Genomic DNA, 17,500 nt, shown 5'->3' with positions numbered 1-17,500 from the left:
ATTACCTTCTACTTAATCAGGCGGCTGTGTACGCCACACGTTGTTCACGATTTAATCCCTGAAGCGCCGACACGTCGACGATCAGCGCCACGCTACCATCCCCCAGAATGGTGGCAGCAGAAATACCCGGCACCTTGCGGTAGTTGCTTTCGAGGTTCTTCACCACCACCTGGTGCTGACCAATCAGCTGATCGACCAGCAGCGCGTAGCGACGGCCCGCGCTTTGCAGGATCACCACGATACCCTGCGTGGCCTCGGTCTTCGCCCCGTCCACTTCGAACACTTTCCACAGCTCGACCAGCGGCAGGTACTCACCGCGCACTTCGAGAACGCGCTCGCCGCCCGCCAGCGGATGCAGATCTTCTTCACGCGGCTGGAGGGATTCCATCACCGCGTTCAGCGGCAGAATGAAGACTTCGTCCGCGACTTTGACCGACATGCCGTCGAGGATCGCCAGCGTCAGCGGGAGCAGGATGCGGATGGTGGTGCCGGAGCCCTGTTTAGACTGGATCTCAACGTGGCCGCCCATCTCCTGAATGTTACGTTTCACCACGTCCATGCCGACGCCGCGTCCGGAAACGTCCGTCACCTGCTCGGCGGTCGAGAAGCCCGGCGCGAAGATCAGCATGCCCACTTCTTCGTCGGTCATGTTTTCATTCACCGCCATCCCCTGTGAAATGGCTTTCGCCAGGATGCGCTCGCGGTTAAGGCCCGCGCCGTCGTCGGTCACTTCGATGCAGATGTTCCCGCCCTGATGTTCCGCAGAGAGGATCAGATTCCCGACCGGCGATTTCCCGGCAGCAATGCGGTTTTCCGGCAGTTCAATACCGTGGTCGAGGCTGTTACGTACCAGGTGCGTTAACGGGTCGATGATGCGCTCGATCAGGCTCTTATCCAGCTCCGTTGAGCTGCCCATCAGGGTCAGTTCAATCTGCTTATTCAGCTTGCTGGCAAGGTCGCGCACCAGGCGCGGGAAGCGGCTGAAGACATATTCCATCGGCATCATGCGGATGGACATCACCGATTCCTGCAGGTCGCGGGCGTTACGCTGCAGCTGGCCCATGCTGGTGATCAGATCGCCGTGCGTGACCGGGTCCAGTTCGTTAGAACGCTGCGCCAGCATGGACTGGGTGATCACCAGTTCGCCAACCAGGTTAATCAGCTGGTCAACCTTCTCAACGGCAACGCGAATGCTGGTGGACTCACTGGAGCGCGCGGCCGGTTTTTCACCACGGCCAGGCGCTGCGGCCTCTTTTGGCACCGCCTTCAGCACCGGGGTCGCTGGGGCCACAGCCGGTGCGGCGGCCTGGGCAACGACGGCAACCTCTTCTTCTGCAGCCGGAGCTGCTACCGCGGCGGCTTCCGTTTCGAAGGCGATCTGGTCGGCTTCAATGACAAAGCACAGCACCGCCACGATATCGTCCTGACTGATACCGTCATCGAGGGTCGCCGCGAGGCTGTCTTTGCCTTTCACTACGTTACTTAATTTCGCCAGGTTACCCAGCTCTTCTTCCAGCAGGTTAACTTCGCTCTCTTTCAGGCGTGACAGCACAACGCGCAGCTTGCCCGCTTGCGCAGCGGCTGGCGCGGCCTCTTCAGCAGCCACCGCATCGACAACGCTCAGCTTTGTCGCAGGGACAACGGCTGCAGCGACCTCACCTTTTGCTTCCAGGGCGAGCTGGCGCAGCGCATTGCAGATGTATTCAAAGCTGGCGGCATCAGGCTCTGCCGAACTTTTATAGGCGTCGAGCTGTTCCTGCATAATATCTTTGGTTTCCAAAAACAGGTTGATAATGTCGGTATTGAGCTGCATCTCACCGCGTCGTGCTTCATCAAGCAGGTTTTCCATTAAATGGGTCGTTTCCTGCAGGATGGTAAATCCAAACGTTCCGGCTCCGCCTTTAATAGAATGCGCCGCGCGGAAGATGGCATTGAGCTGCTCGGAGTCCGGTGCTTCGGGCACCAGATCGAGCAAATGTTGCTCCATATCCGCCAACAGTTCGTCGGCTTCATCAAAGAATGTCTGGTAAAAATCGCTAATATCCATGCTCACGCTATCACCTCGGATTGGCTGGTGGCGATGTTGGAACGGCAGCCGCAGGGACGGCCCCAGGCTGTTTTAAATCGTCCAGTGACTCATTCTGACTTTCGGCGTTTTCGTGCAGGATGGCCTGCTCCGCCTGCTGGTTCAGCACTAAAAGACTGATACGACGGTTGATGGCGTCATCCGGCCCGCGGTCGGAGACCCGCATGGTTGCTGCCATGCCGACCACGCGCAGTACCTTGCCATCATCAAGCCCACCTGCCACCAGCTCGCGACGCGAGGCGTTGGCACGATCGGCAGAAAGCTCCCAGTTGCTGTATCCCTTCTCCCCACTGGCGTACGGGAAGTCATCCGTGTGGCCCGACAGGCTGATTCGGTTAGGAATGCCGTTCAGCACCGGCGCAATGGCGCGTAAAATATCGCGCATGTACGGCTCAACTTCCGCACTCCCGGTTTTAAACATCGGGCGGTTCTGGCTGTCGATAATCTGAATACGCAGCCCTTCCTGGACTAGATCGATTTTCAGGTGCGGCCGCAGCGCGCGCAGTTTAGGATCCGCTTCAATCAACTGGTCGAGATCGCCACGCAGTTTTTTCAGACGCGCCTGCTCCATCTTGCGTTTCAGCTCGTCGATGTTCGGCTCTTTTTTCACCTCACCCTTCTGCTGGGTGTAATCATCGCCGCCGCCAGGGATCGGGCTTTCGCTGTTAGAGATACGCGGCCCACCGGTCACCGCCGTCGCCAGCGGGGTACGGAAATATTCGGCAATCTGGATAAGCTCCTTCGGGCTGGAGATGGAGATCAGCCACATCACCAGAAAGAACGCCATCATTGCGGTCATAAAGTCGGCGTACGCGATTTTCCAGGAGCCGTGGGAACCGTGCCCACCGCCCTTGTGCTTGCGTTTTTTGACGATGACGATCGGATGGGACTGGTTTTTCATGCGTCCTCAGTTGTCGTCTGTTGGTTTGGGTTTTTCACCGCGCGCACGTGTTCTTCAAGCTCGATAAACGACGGACGCTCGCTGGAGTAAAGCGTTTTACGGCCAAATTCAACCGCGATCGGTGGCGCGTAACCGTTGAGGTTAGAGAGCAGCGTGATCTTCACGCACTGCATCATTTTGGTGGTTTCCGCGCTTTTCTGGCGCAGCACGCTTGCCAGCGGAGAGATAAAACCATAAGCCAGCAAAATACCGAGGAAGGTACCCACCATCGCATGGGCAATTAGCGCGCCCAGTTCAGCCGCCGGGCGGTCCGCCGAGGCCAGGGCGTGTACCACCCCCATGACCGCCGCCACGATACCAAACGCCGGAAGGGAGTCGCCCACCAGCGCCAGGCTGTTGGCCGGCACTTCAGATTCGCTTTCGTGGGTTTCGATCTCTTCGTCCATCAGCGCTTCAATTTCGAAGGTATTCATATTGCCGCTGATGATGAGACGCAGGTAATCGACGATGAAATCCAGCATCATGGCGTCCGCCAGAATGCGCGGATAGCTGGCAAAAATTTCGCTCTCTTTCGGGTTTTCGATATCCCGTTCAAGCGAGAACATCCCCTGCTGACGCGACTTCGCCATCAGGCGATAGAGCAGCGCCAGCAGATCCATATACATGCTTTTGGTGTATTTCGAGCGACGGAACAGCAATGGAATTGCTTTCAACGTGCCCTTGATCGATTTACCGTTGTTGCCAACGATAAAAGCCCCTACCCCTGCGCCGCCGATGATAATAAGTTCAGCCGGTTGATAGAGTGCTCCAAGGTGCCCGCCGGTCATCATGTAACCGCCGAAAACTGTACCGAGAACTACCAGGTAACCTAATAAGATAAGCACGACATCATCCTTCCGCTAGTGACTATGGCAAGGACGTTCAGCTCGCAGCGTTTACCGTTTACGGGGTAAAAAAAAGCAGCGGTAATCGCTTACCGCTGCTGGAATCTTTCCCACACGTTCGGGTTAAACAGCTTGTTCGATCTGTTCATCCAGCAGTTGTGGAATAATATCGGCAGCATCCCGGGAAAGTTTACGTCTTTTTACTGCGCGGGATGGAGGCTGACATAAACTACAGGCGAAGCTGCCTGCAGGCTGATGAGCATGGGTAATAAAATTGCCGTCGCAGCAATTGCAGCGCGACAGTTCAAGCATTCCGCTCTCAACAAAACGCACCAGCGTCCATGCGCGGGTCAGCGCCAGCAGAGGGCCTTCTTCCTGCTGTGGGCATTGTTCAAGGTAAAGTTTGTACGCTTTGATCACGGCGTCTACGCCGCTACACAAACCGGTTTTGAGAAGATACTGCCAGGCATTACAGAACATGGAAGCGTGGATGTTCTGCTCCCAGGTCATAAACCAGTCCGTAGAAAACGGCAGCATGCCTTTCGGCGGGGGACTACCGCGTAACTCTTTATACAGTTTGATGAGGCGACCACGGCTCAGCTGAGTCTCGCTTTCCAGCATTTGTAAACGAGCACCCAGCGTAATCAGCTCCATGGCCAGCTGTATGTCACGCGCTTCCTGAACAATGCTTTTTTCGCTCATTGCTAGGCCCTTTTCTTGCGGGCTGCGTCATCAGGTTGACTGATGTCGCTAAGCAAGCGAGTGGAGAGCAGGATACCGGTATGGATCTGTTGCAGATCGTCCACGCGGGATTCCTGTGTCAGACGCGTTATCGTCTGCGGATTATCAAAACGGAACTGGCACACCAGTTGATTCGTTTCCGCCAGTTTTACCATCTGCGGGAGGGTTAATCCACCCAGCATGGTTGCCATTTCTTCGTTAATACCCAGACGAAACATCGCGGACGCTTTGTCCTGACTAATTAAACGCTGCGCGAGCAGTAAATATGACAAATTGATGTCATAGATATGTTTTAGCAACTCGGATGTATGCATTGTTCCCATCCCGAATAACCAACTATTATTTTTATGCGGAAAGACCGCACCCCGTGATGTCGCCGGGAAATCACCCGGTATAAAAAAGAAAAGGCTAAATGCATAGTTGAATCTAGGTTTGTATTCATCCAAACGCGTAAGGGATGCAACGCGGTTACATCTCTTACAGGTTTTATCATTTCTTACAAATAACTAAGATTTTTCCTAATTCGACGCAAACTCTACTCGCCAGATTTGACACATACAATGCAGCCACCCTCAAATTTAAAAAAAATGTGATCCACGTCACACAATTTAAGTGAATGTTACCCATAAATCCATCAGTATGACTTCTAATTTGCTCATTTTTTAAGCAATCAGCACTGTTTTGTATTCTTAATCGACGAATACTCATGCATACGCGTGAGAATAAGTGGCACGCAATGTGCTTTTACCCGTGCGTGCGGTATCAGCAATCGTTTACATCGCGTATGCGTCAGGGACACATTTTGATTACTTCGATAAAACATACAGTTATGCATTTCTGGCAAAAAAATTGTTTCATTTCGTGATCATTCGAAATGCGTTTATAACTTGTTAGAACGATTTAATAGTGAAAGCGAGGATTTGTGTGACTTACGTTAAGTTGTTAATTTTTTTCATTTAGGCGCATTTATCAGTTATTCTTCTTATAAGAATAATTAATGAATAATTATGATAAGCTTCACACTAATGTCGTATTCAAGTCTTGCGAAACCAGGAAATTCGCGGTAATGGTGATGAAACGCTGTCTGTTAGGCATCTAAGGAGTGCGCCATGAGTTACTCCCATCTTCTTGTTTCTGTTGCCGTTTCCCCCGAAAGCCACCAGCTTGTCGCCCGGGCCGTTTCCATCGCCCGGCCGCATAATGCGCGCATCAGCCTCATTACCCTCGCGGCCGAGCCCGAGATGTACAATCAACTGGCGGCCCCGATGCTGGAAGATATTCGTGAGGTTTTGCAGGAGGAAACGCAGCAGTTTCTGCGAGAGCTTGTCGAAAAAGCAGAGTACCCCATTGATCAAACCGTTATTGCGACGGGGGAACTGAATGCCCATATTCTTGATATGTGCCGCAAGCAGAATATTGATTTAGTGATTTGCGGGAACCATAACCACAGCTTTATATCGAGGGCTACCTGCGCGGCAAAATCTATTATCGCCTCAAGCCAGGTTGACGTGCTGTTAGTGCCGCTTGGGGGGGCTTAACCCCCCCAGAGGAATATCAGGCGAGTTTAGGGAAGGTCGCGATCTTTTTTTGCAGATCGCCTTCGTGACTTTGCGGGGCTATTTCGCGTAGATCCTGAATAAAACGCGCCTGCCAGTGATTTATATCGTTATTCCGGATCGTCTCCATCATTTCGGCATGGCGGGAAATTCGCTCCGTCAGCGGCATGGTCAGCGCGCGGTTGAGGGCATTTGCCACATCATCCCGATCGTAAGGGTTAACGAGCAGCGCTGAGGTCAGTTCGTTCGCTGCCCCTGCAAACTGGGAAAGCACCAGCACGCCCGGATCCGCCGGGTCCTGAGCCGCCACGTACTCTTTTGCCACCAGGTTCATCCCGTCGCGCAGCGGCGTAACCAGGCCAACGTCGGCGTAGCGGAAGACCTTCATCAGGATCTTACGGTCAAAATGCTGATTCAGATAAAAGAGCGGCGTCCAGCCCAGTTGGCCGTAGCGCCCGTTGATGCGCCCCGCTTCGGTCTCCAGCTGATGACGAATATCCTGATAGGCCTGCACTTCCCCGCGCGACGTTGGCGCGATCTGGGTGTAGCGGATTTTACCGTGGTGCTGAGGGTATTTATCCAGCAGCGTTTCATACGCCAGGAAGCGTTCCGGCAACCCTTTGGAATAATCCAGACGCTCTACCGAGAAGATATTCTTCACGTGCTTGAGTTCATTCTTAAGCTGGGCCAGCTTCGGCGGCAGCGGGCCCGAGGCCTGTTCCGCAATTTCGTCGGGTTCAATACCAATCGGATAGACCTCGGTGTGGAAGGTTTTGCCCCACGCCGTATGGGTTTTGCCGCCGTTGGTTACCAGGCGCGTTTTGCCTGACACGGAGTCCAGGAACGCGAGACGGTCATTTTCGGTCTGGAAGCCCAGCAGGTCATAATCACACAGCGCCTCCAGCAGTTCTTCATGCGGCGGCAGCGCGGTGAAAATTTCCGGCGTAGGGAACGGAATGTGCAGGAAGAAGCCAATTCGGTTATTGACTCCCCTTTTACGCAGCTCTCTGGCGAAGGGGAGCAGATGATAATCGTGGATCCATAAAATATCGTCTTCCTCTATTAAAGGCAGCAGTTTATCCGCCAGCAGCGCGTTCACCCGCAAGTAGCCCTCGAAGGATTCACGCTGGAATTTCACCAGGTCAAGACGATAGTGAAACGCAGGCCACAGGACCGCGTTGGAGAACTGCGAGTAATACTCGTCATAGTCTTTCTCTTTGAGCGCAAATGATGCCCACGTAATGTTCCCGCGCGTCACCTTTTTAAGCGGTTTCTCTTGTTCATTGATTTCACCGCTCCAGCCAAACCACAGCCCGCCAGCAGCTTTTAAGGCACCTAATACCCCTACCGCCAGGCCACCTGCACTGGCTTTTTTATCATCAGGCGGTGCAATTCGGTTAGAGACGACGACTAAGCGACCCATAATGGTTTCCCCCTTTGTTTTGCGCTATTTGTTGTTGTTGCTGGTTAGCGATATCAGAAATCCACTGCCAGACGGCCTCGACATTCGCCAGACGCCACTCTGCGACAGTGTCACCAGGCCCTACCTTGACGGCGATCCCTCCGGCCTGTTTCACCACGCGAAAACCGGCCTCATCGGTCAGGTCATCGCCAAAAAATACCGGTGTACGTCCCTTAAATGGCGGTTCCGCCATAAACGCCGCAATAGCGGCTCCCTTATTGATGCCCTCAGGTTTTATCTCAACGACGCACTTCCCCGGCTGCAGCGCGAGCTGCGGATGTGCATCGGCCACGCTGCGGGCAATCGCAAAGATCGCCGCTTCGTGATGCGGAGCCTGCCGATAGTGCAAGGCGAACGCCATGCCTTTCGCTTCCAGTTCCGTGCCCGGGAGCGACGCCAGCGCCGAGGAGAGTTCAGTATGTAACGCCTGAATTAAGGTATCGGGGAGTGATACAACATGCAGTTGATCATGGATATCGCGGCGCTCCGCTCCGTGTACACCGGCCAGCGGAAAGTGGTAAGGACTGGCGAGCACGTCCAGCTCGGCCATTGAGCGCCCTGAAATCAATGCCAATGCGCCCTCGTTCAGTCGAGAGAGCTGCTGCAAATTCTCTAGCACCGTATCCGGTACGACCACGTCGTCAGGATGCGGCTGGATCCCGGCGAGCGTCCCGTCGAGGTCAAAAAAGAAAGCATATTTTCCGGGCAGTACAGGCGGTGCGGTTAACAAGTCAGCCACCCTAATCCTCCTTACGGTTTACGAGAGGTAAACGCCTTTACCTCTTTCATAGCCATGTAAGTATAGACAGTGTGATGGGCCTCGCCATTTGACAACCGCCCCGCCAGCAAAACTGGCGAGGCGGTTCAGAGGTCAACTATGGTTATTAGTTGAGCAATAAAAAGTCAGCGCTGGGGTTACACGGTACGCTTCGCTTTTTGCTTGTAACGGTCGAAAATCACGGCTGCCAGCAGGATCAGGCCGCGCACGACGTACTGAGAGAACGGCGAAATATTCAACAGGTTCATGGCGTTTTCCACCGTGCCCAAAATCAGGATACCGGCCACCACATATGAGATTTTTCCGATGCCTCCCTTGAGGGAAACGCCCCCTAAAACGCACGCCGAGATGACGATCAGCTCATAACCGATAGACGTCATTGGCTGGCCGCTGGTCATACGCGACGCCAGAATAATCCCCGCCGCGGCGGAGACCAGCCCGGAGAGCACGAAGATAATAATCTTGGTGCGTACAACCGGCACCCCTGCCAGACGGGCCGCTTCTTCATTGCCGCCGATCGCCAGCGTATTACGACCAAAGGTGGTGCGGTTCAGCAGGAAGCCGAACAGGATCAGGCAGGCCACGGTGAGCCAGATAGGCGCAGGCAGGCCCAGCCAGTTGGCGTAGCCCAGCGTAAAGAAGCGCTCGTCTTCAATCCCTACCGCTTTACCGCCGGAGATGATATAGGCCAGACCGCGGACTATCTGCATCGTTGCAAGCGTGGTAATCAGGGCATTAATCTTCAGGCGTGCGATAACAAAACCGTTCACCAGACCGCTGATCACGCCGAGCAACAGACCGGCAAAAACGCCAATCCACAGGCTTTCCGTCATGTTGATCACCACCGCCGTGGTGACGCCCGCGCAGGCGATAACCGAGGCCACCGACAGGTCGAAATCACCGGAGGCCAGACAGAAGAGCATGCCGCAGGCCACCATGCCGGACATGGAAATCGCCAGTCCCAGCCCTTTCATATTAATGAAGGTGGCAAAATTAGGGACGAAGATTGCACAGGCGATGAAGAGTGCGGCAAAGACCACCAGCATGCCGTACTGATCCCAGATACGTCCAAAACTAAAAGCCGACTTCGGCGCTCCGGATGTAGTAACAGAGGACATCATTAACTCCTTACTCAGGCGACAGCCTGGCTGACTTTAGGCATGGCGAGGTTCAACGCCTGTTGTTCATTCGCCTGTTCATGAAGTAATTCACCGGCGATTTCGCCTTCGCGCATCACTACAATGCGGTCAGCAACGCCAAGCACCTCAGGCAGATCGCTGGAGGCGAACAGCACCGCCACGCCGCGTTTTGCCAGTTCATATATCACGTTGTAAATCTCGTGTTTTGCGCCCACATCGATACCGCGCGTCGGCTCGTCCAGCAAAATGACCTTCATATCCTCCGACAGCCAGCGGCCTAAAATGGCCTTCTGCTGGTTTCCTCCTGACAGATTCATAATCAGCTGTTCCGGTCCCGGCGTTTTGATATTCAGCGAGCGAATATGATGGTCGGCGTTGCTCGACTCCCAGCCGTCGTTAATCAGGCAACCCGCGCGGATAAATTTACGCCGGGCGGAAATGTTGATGTTGTCGCGCACCGAATGCACCGGAATGATCCCCTCCGCCTTGCGGTCTTCCGGGCAGAGCATCATCCCGGCCCTGATGGCGTGGGCGGGTTTCTGGATATCCACCTGCTCGCCGTCAATGGAGACCTGCCCTGCGGTAATGCGTGTACCGCCGAACAGCCCTTTCATCAGCTCGCTGCGCCCCGCCCCTACAAGGCCAAACAGACCGACGATCTCACCGCTGCGTACGGATAACGAAACCGGCGTTCGCACGCCCGGCGCTTTGACGTTGTCCAGACGCAGACGCTCGGGGCCGTACTCGCGCGGTTTCCAGTGATAGATATCGCCCAGATCGCGCCCGACCATCGCCTGAACAAGCTGGTCATGGTTAACCTGCTGCATATCGGTAAAGGTGCGCACATAGCGCCCATCCTTAAATACGGTGATGGCATCGCTCAGGGCAAATATCTCCTCCATGCGGTGCGACACGTACAAAATGGTGCGGCCTTCCTGCCGCAGCTCGCGGATCACGCGGAACAGGTTTTCGATTTCACGCGCGGAGAGCGAACTGGTGGGTTCATCAAAGGCAATAACCCTGGCGTTACGCGCCAGCGCCTTGGCAATTTCAACCATCTGCCACTGGCCGATGGAGAGGTATTTCAACGGGGTCTGGGGATCGACGTCCAGACCAAGATGCTTAAGCTGCAGCCCCGCTTCATAATTAAGTAGCGAACGATTCACCACGCCGCTTTTGTGCGGAAGCTGGCCTAAATAGATATTTTCGGCCACGGTCATCTCAGGGATGAGGTGCAGTTCCTGATAGATAATGGCGACACCGGCGTTGAGCGCCGCCGTGGTATCGGCAAAGGCCACCTCTTCACCGCGAATGGCCAGCGTGCCGGTTGTTGGCGCGTAGTTGCCGCTGAGGATTTTTAGCAGCGTGGATTTCCCCGCTCCGTTTTCCCCCATCAGGGCATGAACCTGGCCGGCATAGCAGTCGAAGCTGATATCGGTCAGCGCGTTAACACCGGGAAACGTTTTCCCGATGCCGCGAAAAGAGAGATACGGATTAGACTGTTGCATAACGACTCCGTGATTCCTGTAGTGTGTACGTCTGGCCCCTTACGGCGAGTAAGGGGCACAATCACAGCGTATTACTTACCGCCCAGTCCCTTTTTCGCCAGTTCCTCTTTGAAGTTGTCGCGGGTAATCAGCACCACGTCGGTCACTTCGGTAAATTTCGGCGGTTCAGCCCCTTTGGTTACCCAGTTGTAGAGCATTTCGCTGGATTTGTAGCCGTGAACGTCCGGGCTTGGCAGCAGAGAGCCGTAGAAGCCGGTGGCCTGCGCTTTGGACAGCTCGCTCACCGCATCCACGCCGTTGATGCCGATCCCGATAACGTCAGGCGCCTTGAAGCCCTGACCTTCCGTCGCGCGCACGCCGCCCAGCACGGTGTTGTCGTTCATGCCGACCACCAGCCAGTGCTTCACTTCCGGGTGCTGAACCAGCATAGAGTTCGCCGCGTCAAAGGCGCCCGGGATGTCGTTAGATTTGGTTGGCACTTTATAGATCTGTTTTTCAGGGAAGCCGGCCGCTTTCAGCGCGTCCATTGATCCGGTCGTACGACGACGCGCCGTGTCCAGCTCGTCTGCGGTGATGGCCATGACGGCGGTCTCTTTCACATCCCAGCCGCGTTTCTGCATCTCTTTATAAAGCTCCTGCCCCTGACGTTCACCGATTTTGGTCGCCGCCATCATGACCAGCGGAACGCTGTCCATCGGTTTGCCTTTGGCGTTAACGAACTGATCGTCAACCGCAATAACCTTCATGTCGTAACCGCGGGCTTTCGCCGCAATTGCCGATCCGAGTTTTGGATCCGGAGTGCAGATAACAAAGCCTTTCGCGCCGCTGGCCGCCAGGCTGTCGATGGCGTTCAGGGTTTTTTCACCGTCCGGCACGGCGATTTTAATCACTTCAAAACCTAAATCTTTTCCGGCTTTATCAGCGAATTTCCATTCGGTCTGGAACCAGGGTTCTTCCGGCTGTTTTACCAAAAAACCGAGTTTTAAATTCTCAGCGATAGCGGATTGTGACATAACGGCAGCCAGACCGATGGCCGCCAGCGCTTTAGTAAATTTGTGCATGGTAAACTCCAGCTTTAGCATTCTTTTCTGTAGGGAAGATTTGCGTGCTTCTTATTTAATCGGACTTAAAACAAGGCATTAGCGCTTACCTCGTCATAAGCGTTATTGCTGGTGATAGTTTTAGCGGGAAATTAATCATCCATAAGAGAGCCCCATCACACCGCAGAATTACAGTAATTGCGTACATAAATTCAGCGAAAAATGACATAAAAAAGGCAGGAATTGTCTGACAAATGAAAGCAGAGTAAGCAGAATTATCCATAAGATTAGCTAAGAAATCCCTGATGCCTTACGGCGGATGTCGCTGCGGCTCTCCCCCTGACGGGGATCCATGCTTTTCATCAAAAAAATGAAATCATCATGAAAAGGCGTTATTCCGTTAAAATTGACTTAGCGCAAATTCAACAACGCATCATATATTTGAAATGAATAATCTGTATTTATTTTTCTTACAGAGCATTATTCCGGCTAAATGTTCACGAAAGTAAATCAGTATCCCTCTAAAGACACTTAACCTTTAATATCAAGAGGTTGAGAAAATCCCCTTTGATGACTATATATTTGTATTTTTGTACTATATTAAACTTTGTAATGTATGGTAAACACAGCCTAATTAAGAGTTTTCTTAATCATAAGACAAAGGTATGCTTATTTATATCGAACACAGGAAGTGAATTTTCGATCGATTTTAGTCACTGCAAAAATTGCAATTCTGTTTTTCTTCGTATTTGCCTGGCTGTCAGGTTAAGCAGCGGACATCACGTCCCACAGTCTATAAGGATATGAGTATGGCTACCCAAACGATGATGCAAAAACTTAACGCGCAGATGAACCTTGAGTTCTACGCCTCGAACCTGCACCTTCACTTAAGTGCATGGTGTTCTGAAAAAAGTCTCACGGGCTCTGCCACGTTCTTTCGTTCACAGGCACAAAGCAACGTCACCCATATGATGCGCGTCTTTAACTTCCTGAAGGCCGCGGGGGCTAACCCGGTTGTTAAAGCCCTTGACGGGATCAACGAAAATTACTCTTCTCTGGAAGAACTGTTCCAGAAAACGCTGGAAGAGCATGAGCAGCGCTGTACGACGCTCAACAAGCTGGCCGATGAAGCCAGAGCACAGCATGACATCATCACTCTTAAATTTTTACGCGATATGGATAAAGAACAGCAGCAGGACGGTATGCTGCTGAAAACGCTGGCGGATGAGATCCACAATGCGCGCCAGGCCGGTTTACGCCCGGAGCAAGCTGACCGCCACCTGCTCGATCTTGTGACGGTGCAGCACCACTAAGCGTTTAACCTGCCTTGGCCCTGGTTCAGGGAGGCAGGTTCCTTCTTATCTCCCCAACCCTCTGATTTGCTGAAATTTAACAAATCAGATCTCGCTCTCAATGATTAACCTTGCAAAATGTAATGATTTATTTAATTACATAATCATTGACGAGGGAAAAGCATGATCACCATTGAGTTTGTTGTCATTCTCCTCTGCCTGCTGACGGGAACACGTTTCGGCGGCATGGGGCTTGGGTTAATCAGCGGTATTGGCCTTTTTATTTTGTGTTTTGTCTTTGGGCTCCAGCCCGGCAAACCTCCGGTTGACGTCATGTTAACCATTCTCGCGGTGATAGGCTGTGCCGCTACCCTGCAGACCGCGGGTGGCCTCAACGTCATGATGCAGTTTGCTGAACGCCTGCTGCGCAAACACCCGCAGCACATCACGCTTCTCGCCCCTTTTACCACCTGGATGCTGACCTTTCTGTGCGGCACTGGGCACGTGGTCTACACCATGTTCCCCATCATTGCGGATATCGCCCTGAAAAAAGGGATCCGCCCGGAACGCCCAATGGCGGTGGCATCGGTGGCATCCCAGATGGCGATCACCGCGTCTCCGGTTTCCGTCGCCGTTGTGTCGCTGGTCTCCATCCTGGCCGCACAGCATGGGATTGGGCACGCGTGGGGGATCCTGGAAATCCTCGCCGTATCGGTTCCCGCTTCGCTTTTCGGCGTCGCGATCGCGGCCCTGTGGAGTTTACGTCGGGGGAAAGATTTAGCTGACGACGGGGAGTTTCAGGAGAAACTGAAAGACCCCAAACAGCGCGAGTTTATCTATGGCGGCACGGAGACGTTAATGAACCAGCGTTTTCCGAAGCAGGCCTACTGGTCGACATGGATTTTCTTTGCCGGCATTGCGGTGGTAGTCCTGCTCGGGGCTTTCCCCGAACTGCGCCCGGCCTTCGAGCTGAAAGGTAAAATGACGGCCCTGTCGATGAACCTCGTCATTCAGATGATGATGCTCATCGCCGGTGCCGTGATGCTGATGGCCTGCAAGGTCAATGCCTCAGCCATCTCAAACGGTGCGGTATTTAAGGCCGGTATGGTGGCGATCTTCTCGGTGTTCGGGGTGGCGTGGATGAGCGATACCTTTTTCCAGGCGCATCTCGATGAGTTAAAGCTGGCGCTGGAAGGGGTGGTGAAAAGCCATCCGTGGACGTATGCCATCGTGCTTTTCCTGGTGTCTAAGCTGGTAAACAGCCAGGCGGCGGCCCTGACGGCCGTGGCGCCGATGGGATTGATGTTGGGCATCGATCCAAAAATGCTGATCGCCTTCTTCCCGGCGTCCTACGGCTATTTTGTTCTGCCGACCTACCCGAGTGATTTAGCCTGCATCGGCTTTGACCGCTCGGGAACAACCCGCATCGGCAAATTCATCATTAACCACAGCTTTATTCTGCCGGGGCTAATTGGCGTGAGCTGCGCCTGCGCGGCGAGCTACCTGCTGGTCCAGACCTTCTTTTAACGTTTTCAACAGGCGACACGCGCGGTCGCCCGTTCGCGTTTTAATGAGACTCGCCCTGAGGCGTAAAGCGCAGTTCAATCAGCGCGATGGCTTTCTGGATCGCGCGAAGCGTCACCGGGTCGGCAGTCGCGGGATGGCTGGCAAAATCGATGTTTTTCAGCTGCGTGGACATCTTCTCGCGCACTTCAACCGGTGCAATAACGTCCAGAACATCAAGAATTTGCTTGATAACCAGCTGGCAGGCAACAACGTCAGAGACCAGTTCCTGATCGGCGCTCAGGTTTTGTGACATGGGGGTTTCTCCTTATTCAAAGGCCGCCATAGTATCAAAACGTGGCCCGTGACATCTGCCCTTCATTGCCGCAGGACACAAAAAAACCCGCCGAAGCAGGTTTTTTTTATCAGAACATGGCGCCAGGCGGCACGTCTTTAAAAGTGCGGCAGTAATTGGCCCACATACTTTTCAGGATTTTGCGCAGTTTCATTGTGATGCTCCATTAACTTGTTATACAACTTTATAGTCAATGTGCCTATAATATGACCATCGTCACAAAAATCAATATTTTTGTGACGCATATCACAATTTAAACTGCGCAGTGCGCATTAACCCACGATACTGCGAACAAAATCCTCGATCGCCTTATCCTGGCAATTTTCAAAGAAGCACTGCTGGAAACGCGGGCCGGAAACAGCGGTCTTCACCAGCTCAGGATCGATGGCGCGCAGCGAGTCAAGATAGTTATCTTTTACCACGGCCGCTTTTACCTGGTTCAGAATACCGGCATTACGCACCTGCGGCTCTTTACGCTCTGGAGGATAACCCTCCCCTTTTCGGCCGGTAAACGCCTTTTCAAAGATAAAGCGAACGTTTAGCTCCGCTCCCCAGCCAAACCCTTTGGCAAAAGGCAGAGAGAGCGCATTGCCGTTATTGATTTGCGCGAAGAGAAACGCGTCTGCGGGATCGATGCAGTAGCCGCAAATCACGCCAGGGTGGATGTTTAACGACATCAGCGCCCCCTGCCCGGTGCCGCAGCCGGTGACCACAAAATCCACCGCTTTCGCATTCAGCAAAATGCTCGCCATAATGCCCAGGTGGATGTAGGTCAGGTGATGATCGTTTTCGTCGCTCATACCCACGTTGTAAACCGGGAACCCTTTTTCATCGGCTACCGTTTTCAGCTCTTTTAATATGACTGGGTTTTTAGCCGCCTGGCTGTTTTCCATCATCAGTGCAATTTTCATCTTGTCTCTCCAGAATGCGCTGCGGGCGCTCCCCGCCATGGATACCTGTTCCCGTTCATTCTGGCATCAAATAAACAGACTTTCAAAGTAAATGAAATGGAGTTTTAAAAATCAAATGCACGCTCACAATTTTGTGAAGGGGAGGATCTACGCCGTCCGTTGCAAAGAGTGAGGGTAGATCGTCCGGCTATTCCTGGCATTGCAGCGGGCATCTGCGGGTACGATAACGTATTTCCATCCACTCAGAGCGAACCATGAAAATAGCCATCGTAGCCGCTACAGTCCTGCTGCTCGCGGGATGCAGCGTTAAACGCCAGGCGGAAATCAGCAGCCTCGACGCGCCGAACGGCATTGTCCGCCTCGACTATGGCCAGGCCGTGCTGCAAAACGCCTGGTCCGATGAATATGTTAATAACGGTACCGCGGTAAAAGCCTGTCAGAACATGGGCTATGCCACCGCCTCTGCCTACGGGCAGCCGGTCAAAACCTGTACCCTGACAAGCGGCTCTTTGTGCCTGAACGAGAGCGTTACTATCCAGTATAAGTGCATGGGGTATGCCGTTAACCCTAAGGCAAATAATCCCTGGTATTAATCAAAGCTGCCAGCGTTTGCTGGCGCTTTATTTAACTAAGAACAAAAATAATTCGCATTAATAAAAATAAATATCGCCAATGCGTTTTATTCCCATTCGTATTTTAAACGAACAAATATTTAATTTTACGTTTTGCAAATAATTAAATAACAAATTATAGTGTCGCTCATTATGAACCCGTAATAATAATCCGGAGCGCCACCATGCTGAAAACTGAAATGATCGACAAGCTCAATGCACAAATGAACCTTGAGCTCTATTCATCCCTTCTCTACCAGCAGATGAGCGCCTGGTGCAGCTATCACAGCTTTGAAGGTGCGGCCGCGTTTCTGCGTCGTCACGCCCAGGAAGAGATGACCCACATGCAGCGCCTGTTTGATTATCTGACCGATACGGGCAGCCTGCCGCGCATCGAGAACGTGGCATCGCCTTTTGCTGAATATAATTCTCTCGACGAACTGTTCCGCGCCACCTACGAGCACGAACGGCTGATCACCCAGAAAATTAACGAACTGGTTCATGCGGCAATGATCGGCCAGGATTATCCAACCTTTAATTTCCTGCAGTGGTACGTTGCGGAACAACACGAAGAAGAGAAGCTGTTTAAATCCGTGCTGGATAAATTATCCCTGGTGGGTAAATCCGGCGAAGGACTTTACTTTATTGATAAAGAACTGTCGACTCTCGATACGCAGAATTAATACCAGCGCGGTGCCGGTTTCCGGCGCCGCGTTAATTTACCTTTCCCCTG

The 17,500-nt window shown here is 53.1% G+C and carries 18 protein-coding genes; 5 read left to right on the top strand and 13 right to left on the bottom strand.

Features of this window, described 5'->3' with window-relative positions; all coding sequences use genetic code 11:
- Positions 1-16: 16 nt before the first annotated feature.
- The 5 genes from cheA to flhD form a co-directional block, all read right to left on the bottom strand.
- Positions 17-2,053, bottom strand: a complete 2,037-nt coding sequence (gene cheA / locus ACMWL8_RS00370; RefSeq protein ID WP_045260328.1) for a chemotaxis protein CheA — start codon at positions 2,051-2,053, stop codon at positions 17-19.
- 4 nt (positions 2,054-2,057) lie between these two features.
- On the bottom strand, positions 2,058-2,987 hold the full coding sequence (gene motB / locus ACMWL8_RS00365; protein WP_028013653.1) for a flagellar motor protein MotB: 930 nt from the start codon (positions 2,985-2,987) through the stop codon (positions 2,058-2,060).
- On the bottom strand, positions 2,984-3,871 hold the full coding sequence (gene motA / locus ACMWL8_RS00360; protein WP_008500417.1) for a flagellar motor stator protein MotA: 888 nt from the start codon (positions 3,869-3,871) through the stop codon (positions 2,984-2,986). The genes motB and motA overlap by 4 nt, the downstream gene beginning before the upstream one ends.
- Before the next feature lie 123 nt (positions 3,872-3,994).
- Positions 3,995-4,573, bottom strand: coding sequence for a flagellar transcriptional regulator FlhC (gene flhC / locus ACMWL8_RS00355; RefSeq protein WP_013096051.1), 579 nt, complete (start codon positions 4,571-4,573; stop codon positions 3,995-3,997).
- A gap of 2 nt (positions 4,574-4,575) precedes the next feature.
- The gene (gene flhD / locus ACMWL8_RS00350) at positions 4,576-4,926 is read right to left on the bottom strand and encodes a flagellar transcriptional regulator FlhD (RefSeq protein WP_028013654.1); all 351 of its coding nucleotides are present in this window, start codon (positions 4,924-4,926) and stop codon (positions 4,576-4,578) included.
- 795 nt (positions 4,927-5,721) lie between these two features.
- Here flhD and uspC point away from each other — a divergent pair.
- Positions 5,722-6,150 carry a universal stress protein UspC gene (gene uspC, locus ACMWL8_RS00345; RefSeq protein WP_028013655.1) on the top strand — a complete coding sequence of 143 codons (429 nt, stop codon included), beginning with the start codon at positions 5,722-5,724 and terminating at the stop codon, positions 6,148-6,150.
- 16 nt (positions 6,151-6,166) lie between these two features.
- Here uspC and otsA read toward each other — a convergent pair whose 3' ends face one another.
- The 5 genes from otsA to araF all read right to left on the bottom strand — a co-directional run bounded on the left by otsA (position 6,167) and on the right by araF (position 12,116).
- Complete coding sequence (gene otsA / locus ACMWL8_RS00340; RefSeq protein ID WP_045260329.1) at positions 6,167-7,591, bottom strand: alpha,alpha-trehalose-phosphate synthase; 1,425 nt, start codon at positions 7,589-7,591, stop codon at positions 6,167-6,169.
- Positions 7,566-8,369, bottom strand: coding sequence for a trehalose-phosphatase (gene otsB, locus ACMWL8_RS00335; RefSeq protein WP_028013657.1), 804 nt, complete (start codon positions 8,367-8,369; stop codon positions 7,566-7,568). The genes otsA and otsB overlap by 26 nt, the downstream gene beginning before the upstream one ends.
- 176 nt (positions 8,370-8,545) lie before the next feature.
- Positions 8,546-9,526, bottom strand: a complete 981-nt coding sequence (gene araH / locus ACMWL8_RS00330) for an arabinose ABC transporter permease AraH (RefSeq protein ID WP_414751545.1) — start codon at positions 9,524-9,526, stop codon at positions 8,546-8,548.
- 14 nt (positions 9,527-9,540) lie between these two features.
- On the bottom strand, positions 9,541-11,055 hold the full coding sequence (araG, locus tag ACMWL8_RS00325) for an L-arabinose ABC transporter ATP-binding protein AraG (protein ID WP_028013659.1): 1,515 nt from the start codon (positions 11,053-11,055) through the stop codon (positions 9,541-9,543).
- A gap of 71 nt (positions 11,056-11,126) precedes the next feature.
- Positions 11,127-12,116: an arabinose ABC transporter substrate-binding protein AraF gene (gene araF / locus ACMWL8_RS00320; protein WP_008500409.1), complete on the bottom strand. Its 990-nt coding sequence runs from the start codon at positions 12,114-12,116 to the stop codon at positions 11,127-11,129.
- 788 nt (positions 12,117-12,904) lie between these two features.
- Here araF and ACMWL8_RS00315 point away from each other — a divergent pair.
- Positions 12,905-13,408, top strand: coding sequence for a non-heme ferritin-like protein (locus tag ACMWL8_RS00315; protein ID WP_028013660.1), 504 nt, complete (start codon positions 12,905-12,907; stop codon positions 13,406-13,408).
- Positions 13,409-13,570: 162 nt separating this feature from the next.
- On the top strand, positions 13,571-14,914 hold the full coding sequence (locus ACMWL8_RS00310) for an anaerobic C4-dicarboxylate transporter (RefSeq protein WP_028013661.1): 1,344 nt from the start codon (positions 13,571-13,573) through the stop codon (positions 14,912-14,914).
- 40 nt (positions 14,915-14,954) lie between these two features.
- On the opposite strand, the gene ACMWL8_RS00305 is transcribed toward ACMWL8_RS00310, so the two are convergent.
- From ACMWL8_RS00305 to ACMWL8_RS00295, 3 genes are all read right to left on the bottom strand, one after another.
- Entirely contained in the window at positions 14,955-15,206 is a 252-nt protein-coding gene (locus ACMWL8_RS00305; RefSeq protein WP_045260330.1) for a DUF2766 family protein, read from the bottom strand.
- Positions 15,207-15,315: 109 nt separating this feature from the next.
- Positions 15,316-15,399 (bottom strand): stress response protein AzuC, encoded by an 84-nt coding sequence (gene azuC / locus ACMWL8_RS00300; RefSeq protein ID WP_014884364.1) that lies wholly within the window; start codon positions 15,397-15,399, stop codon positions 15,316-15,318.
- Positions 15,400-15,517: 118 nt separating this feature from the next.
- Positions 15,518-16,156 (bottom strand): RpiB/LacA/LacB family sugar-phosphate isomerase, encoded by a 639-nt coding sequence (locus tag ACMWL8_RS00295; RefSeq protein WP_028013662.1) that lies wholly within the window; start codon positions 16,154-16,156, stop codon positions 15,518-15,520.
- Between the two features lie 254 nt (positions 16,157-16,410).
- Between ACMWL8_RS00295 and yecR the strand changes: the two genes are divergently transcribed.
- Positions 16,411-16,749: a YecR family lipoprotein gene (yecR, locus tag ACMWL8_RS00290; RefSeq protein ID WP_045260331.1), complete on the top strand. Its 339-nt coding sequence runs from the start codon at positions 16,411-16,413 to the stop codon at positions 16,747-16,749.
- Between the two features lie 203 nt (positions 16,750-16,952).
- A complete protein-coding gene (gene ftnA, locus ACMWL8_RS00285) occupies positions 16,953-17,450 on the top strand; it encodes a non-heme ferritin (RefSeq protein ID WP_045260332.1) in 498 nt (165 codons plus the stop codon).
- The last annotated feature ends 50 nt before the right edge of the window (positions 17,451-17,500 follow it).

The organism is Enterobacter sp. 04-C-12-SI-ECC (assembly GCF_047530715.1).
GTDB lineage: Bacteria > Pseudomonadota > Gammaproteobacteria > Enterobacterales > Enterobacteriaceae > Enterobacter > Enterobacter bugandensis.
This window is presented reverse-complemented; position numbering and strand designations above follow the sequence as displayed.

What these genes read in the sequence shown, in the direction of transcription:
- motB (WP_028013653.1), bottom strand. Translation starts at nt 2,987, where the DNA reads ATGAAAAACCAGTCCCATCCGATCGTCATCGTCAAAAAACGCAAGCAC.
- flhC (WP_013096051.1), bottom strand. Translation starts at nt 4,573, where the DNA reads ATGAGCGAAAAAAGCATTGTTCAGGAAGCGCGTGACATACAGCTGGCC.
- flhD (WP_028013654.1), bottom strand. Translation starts at nt 4,926, where the DNA reads ATGCATACATCCGAGTTGCTAAAACATATCTATGACATCAATTTGTCA.
- uspC (WP_028013655.1), top strand. Translation starts at nt 5,722, where the DNA reads ATGAGTTACTCCCATCTTCTTGTTTCTGTTGCCGTTTCCCCCGAAAGC.
- otsA (WP_045260329.1), bottom strand. Translation starts at nt 7,591, where the DNA reads ATGGGTCGCTTAGTCGTCGTCTCTAACCGAATTGCACCGCCTGATGAT.
- araH (WP_414751545.1), bottom strand. Translation starts at nt 9,526, where the DNA reads ATGTCCTCTGTTACTACATCCGGAGCGCCGAAGTCGGCTTTTAGTTTT.
- araG (WP_028013659.1), bottom strand. Translation starts at nt 11,055, where the DNA reads ATGCAACAGTCTAATCCGTATCTCTCTTTTCGCGGCATCGGGAAAACG.
- araF (WP_008500409.1), bottom strand. Translation starts at nt 12,116, where the DNA reads ATGCACAAATTTACTAAAGCGCTGGCGGCCATCGGTCTGGCTGCCGTT.
- ACMWL8_RS00315 (WP_028013660.1), top strand. Translation starts at nt 12,905, where the DNA reads ATGGCTACCCAAACGATGATGCAAAAACTTAACGCGCAGATGAACCTT.
- ACMWL8_RS00310 (WP_028013661.1), top strand. Translation starts at nt 13,571, where the DNA reads ATGATCACCATTGAGTTTGTTGTCATTCTCCTCTGCCTGCTGACGGGA.
- ACMWL8_RS00305 (WP_045260330.1), bottom strand. Translation starts at nt 15,206, where the DNA reads ATGTCACAAAACCTGAGCGCCGATCAGGAACTGGTCTCTGACGTTGTT.
- azuC (WP_014884364.1), bottom strand. Translation starts at nt 15,399, where the DNA reads ATGAAACTGCGCAAAATCCTGAAAAGTATGTGGGCCAATTACTGCCGC.
- ACMWL8_RS00295 (WP_028013662.1), bottom strand. Translation starts at nt 16,156, where the DNA reads ATGAAAATTGCACTGATGATGGAAAACAGCCAGGCGGCTAAAAACCCA.
- yecR (WP_045260331.1), top strand. Translation starts at nt 16,411, where the DNA reads ATGAAAATAGCCATCGTAGCCGCTACAGTCCTGCTGCTCGCGGGATGC.
- ftnA (WP_045260332.1), top strand. Translation starts at nt 16,953, where the DNA reads ATGCTGAAAACTGAAATGATCGACAAGCTCAATGCACAAATGAACCTT.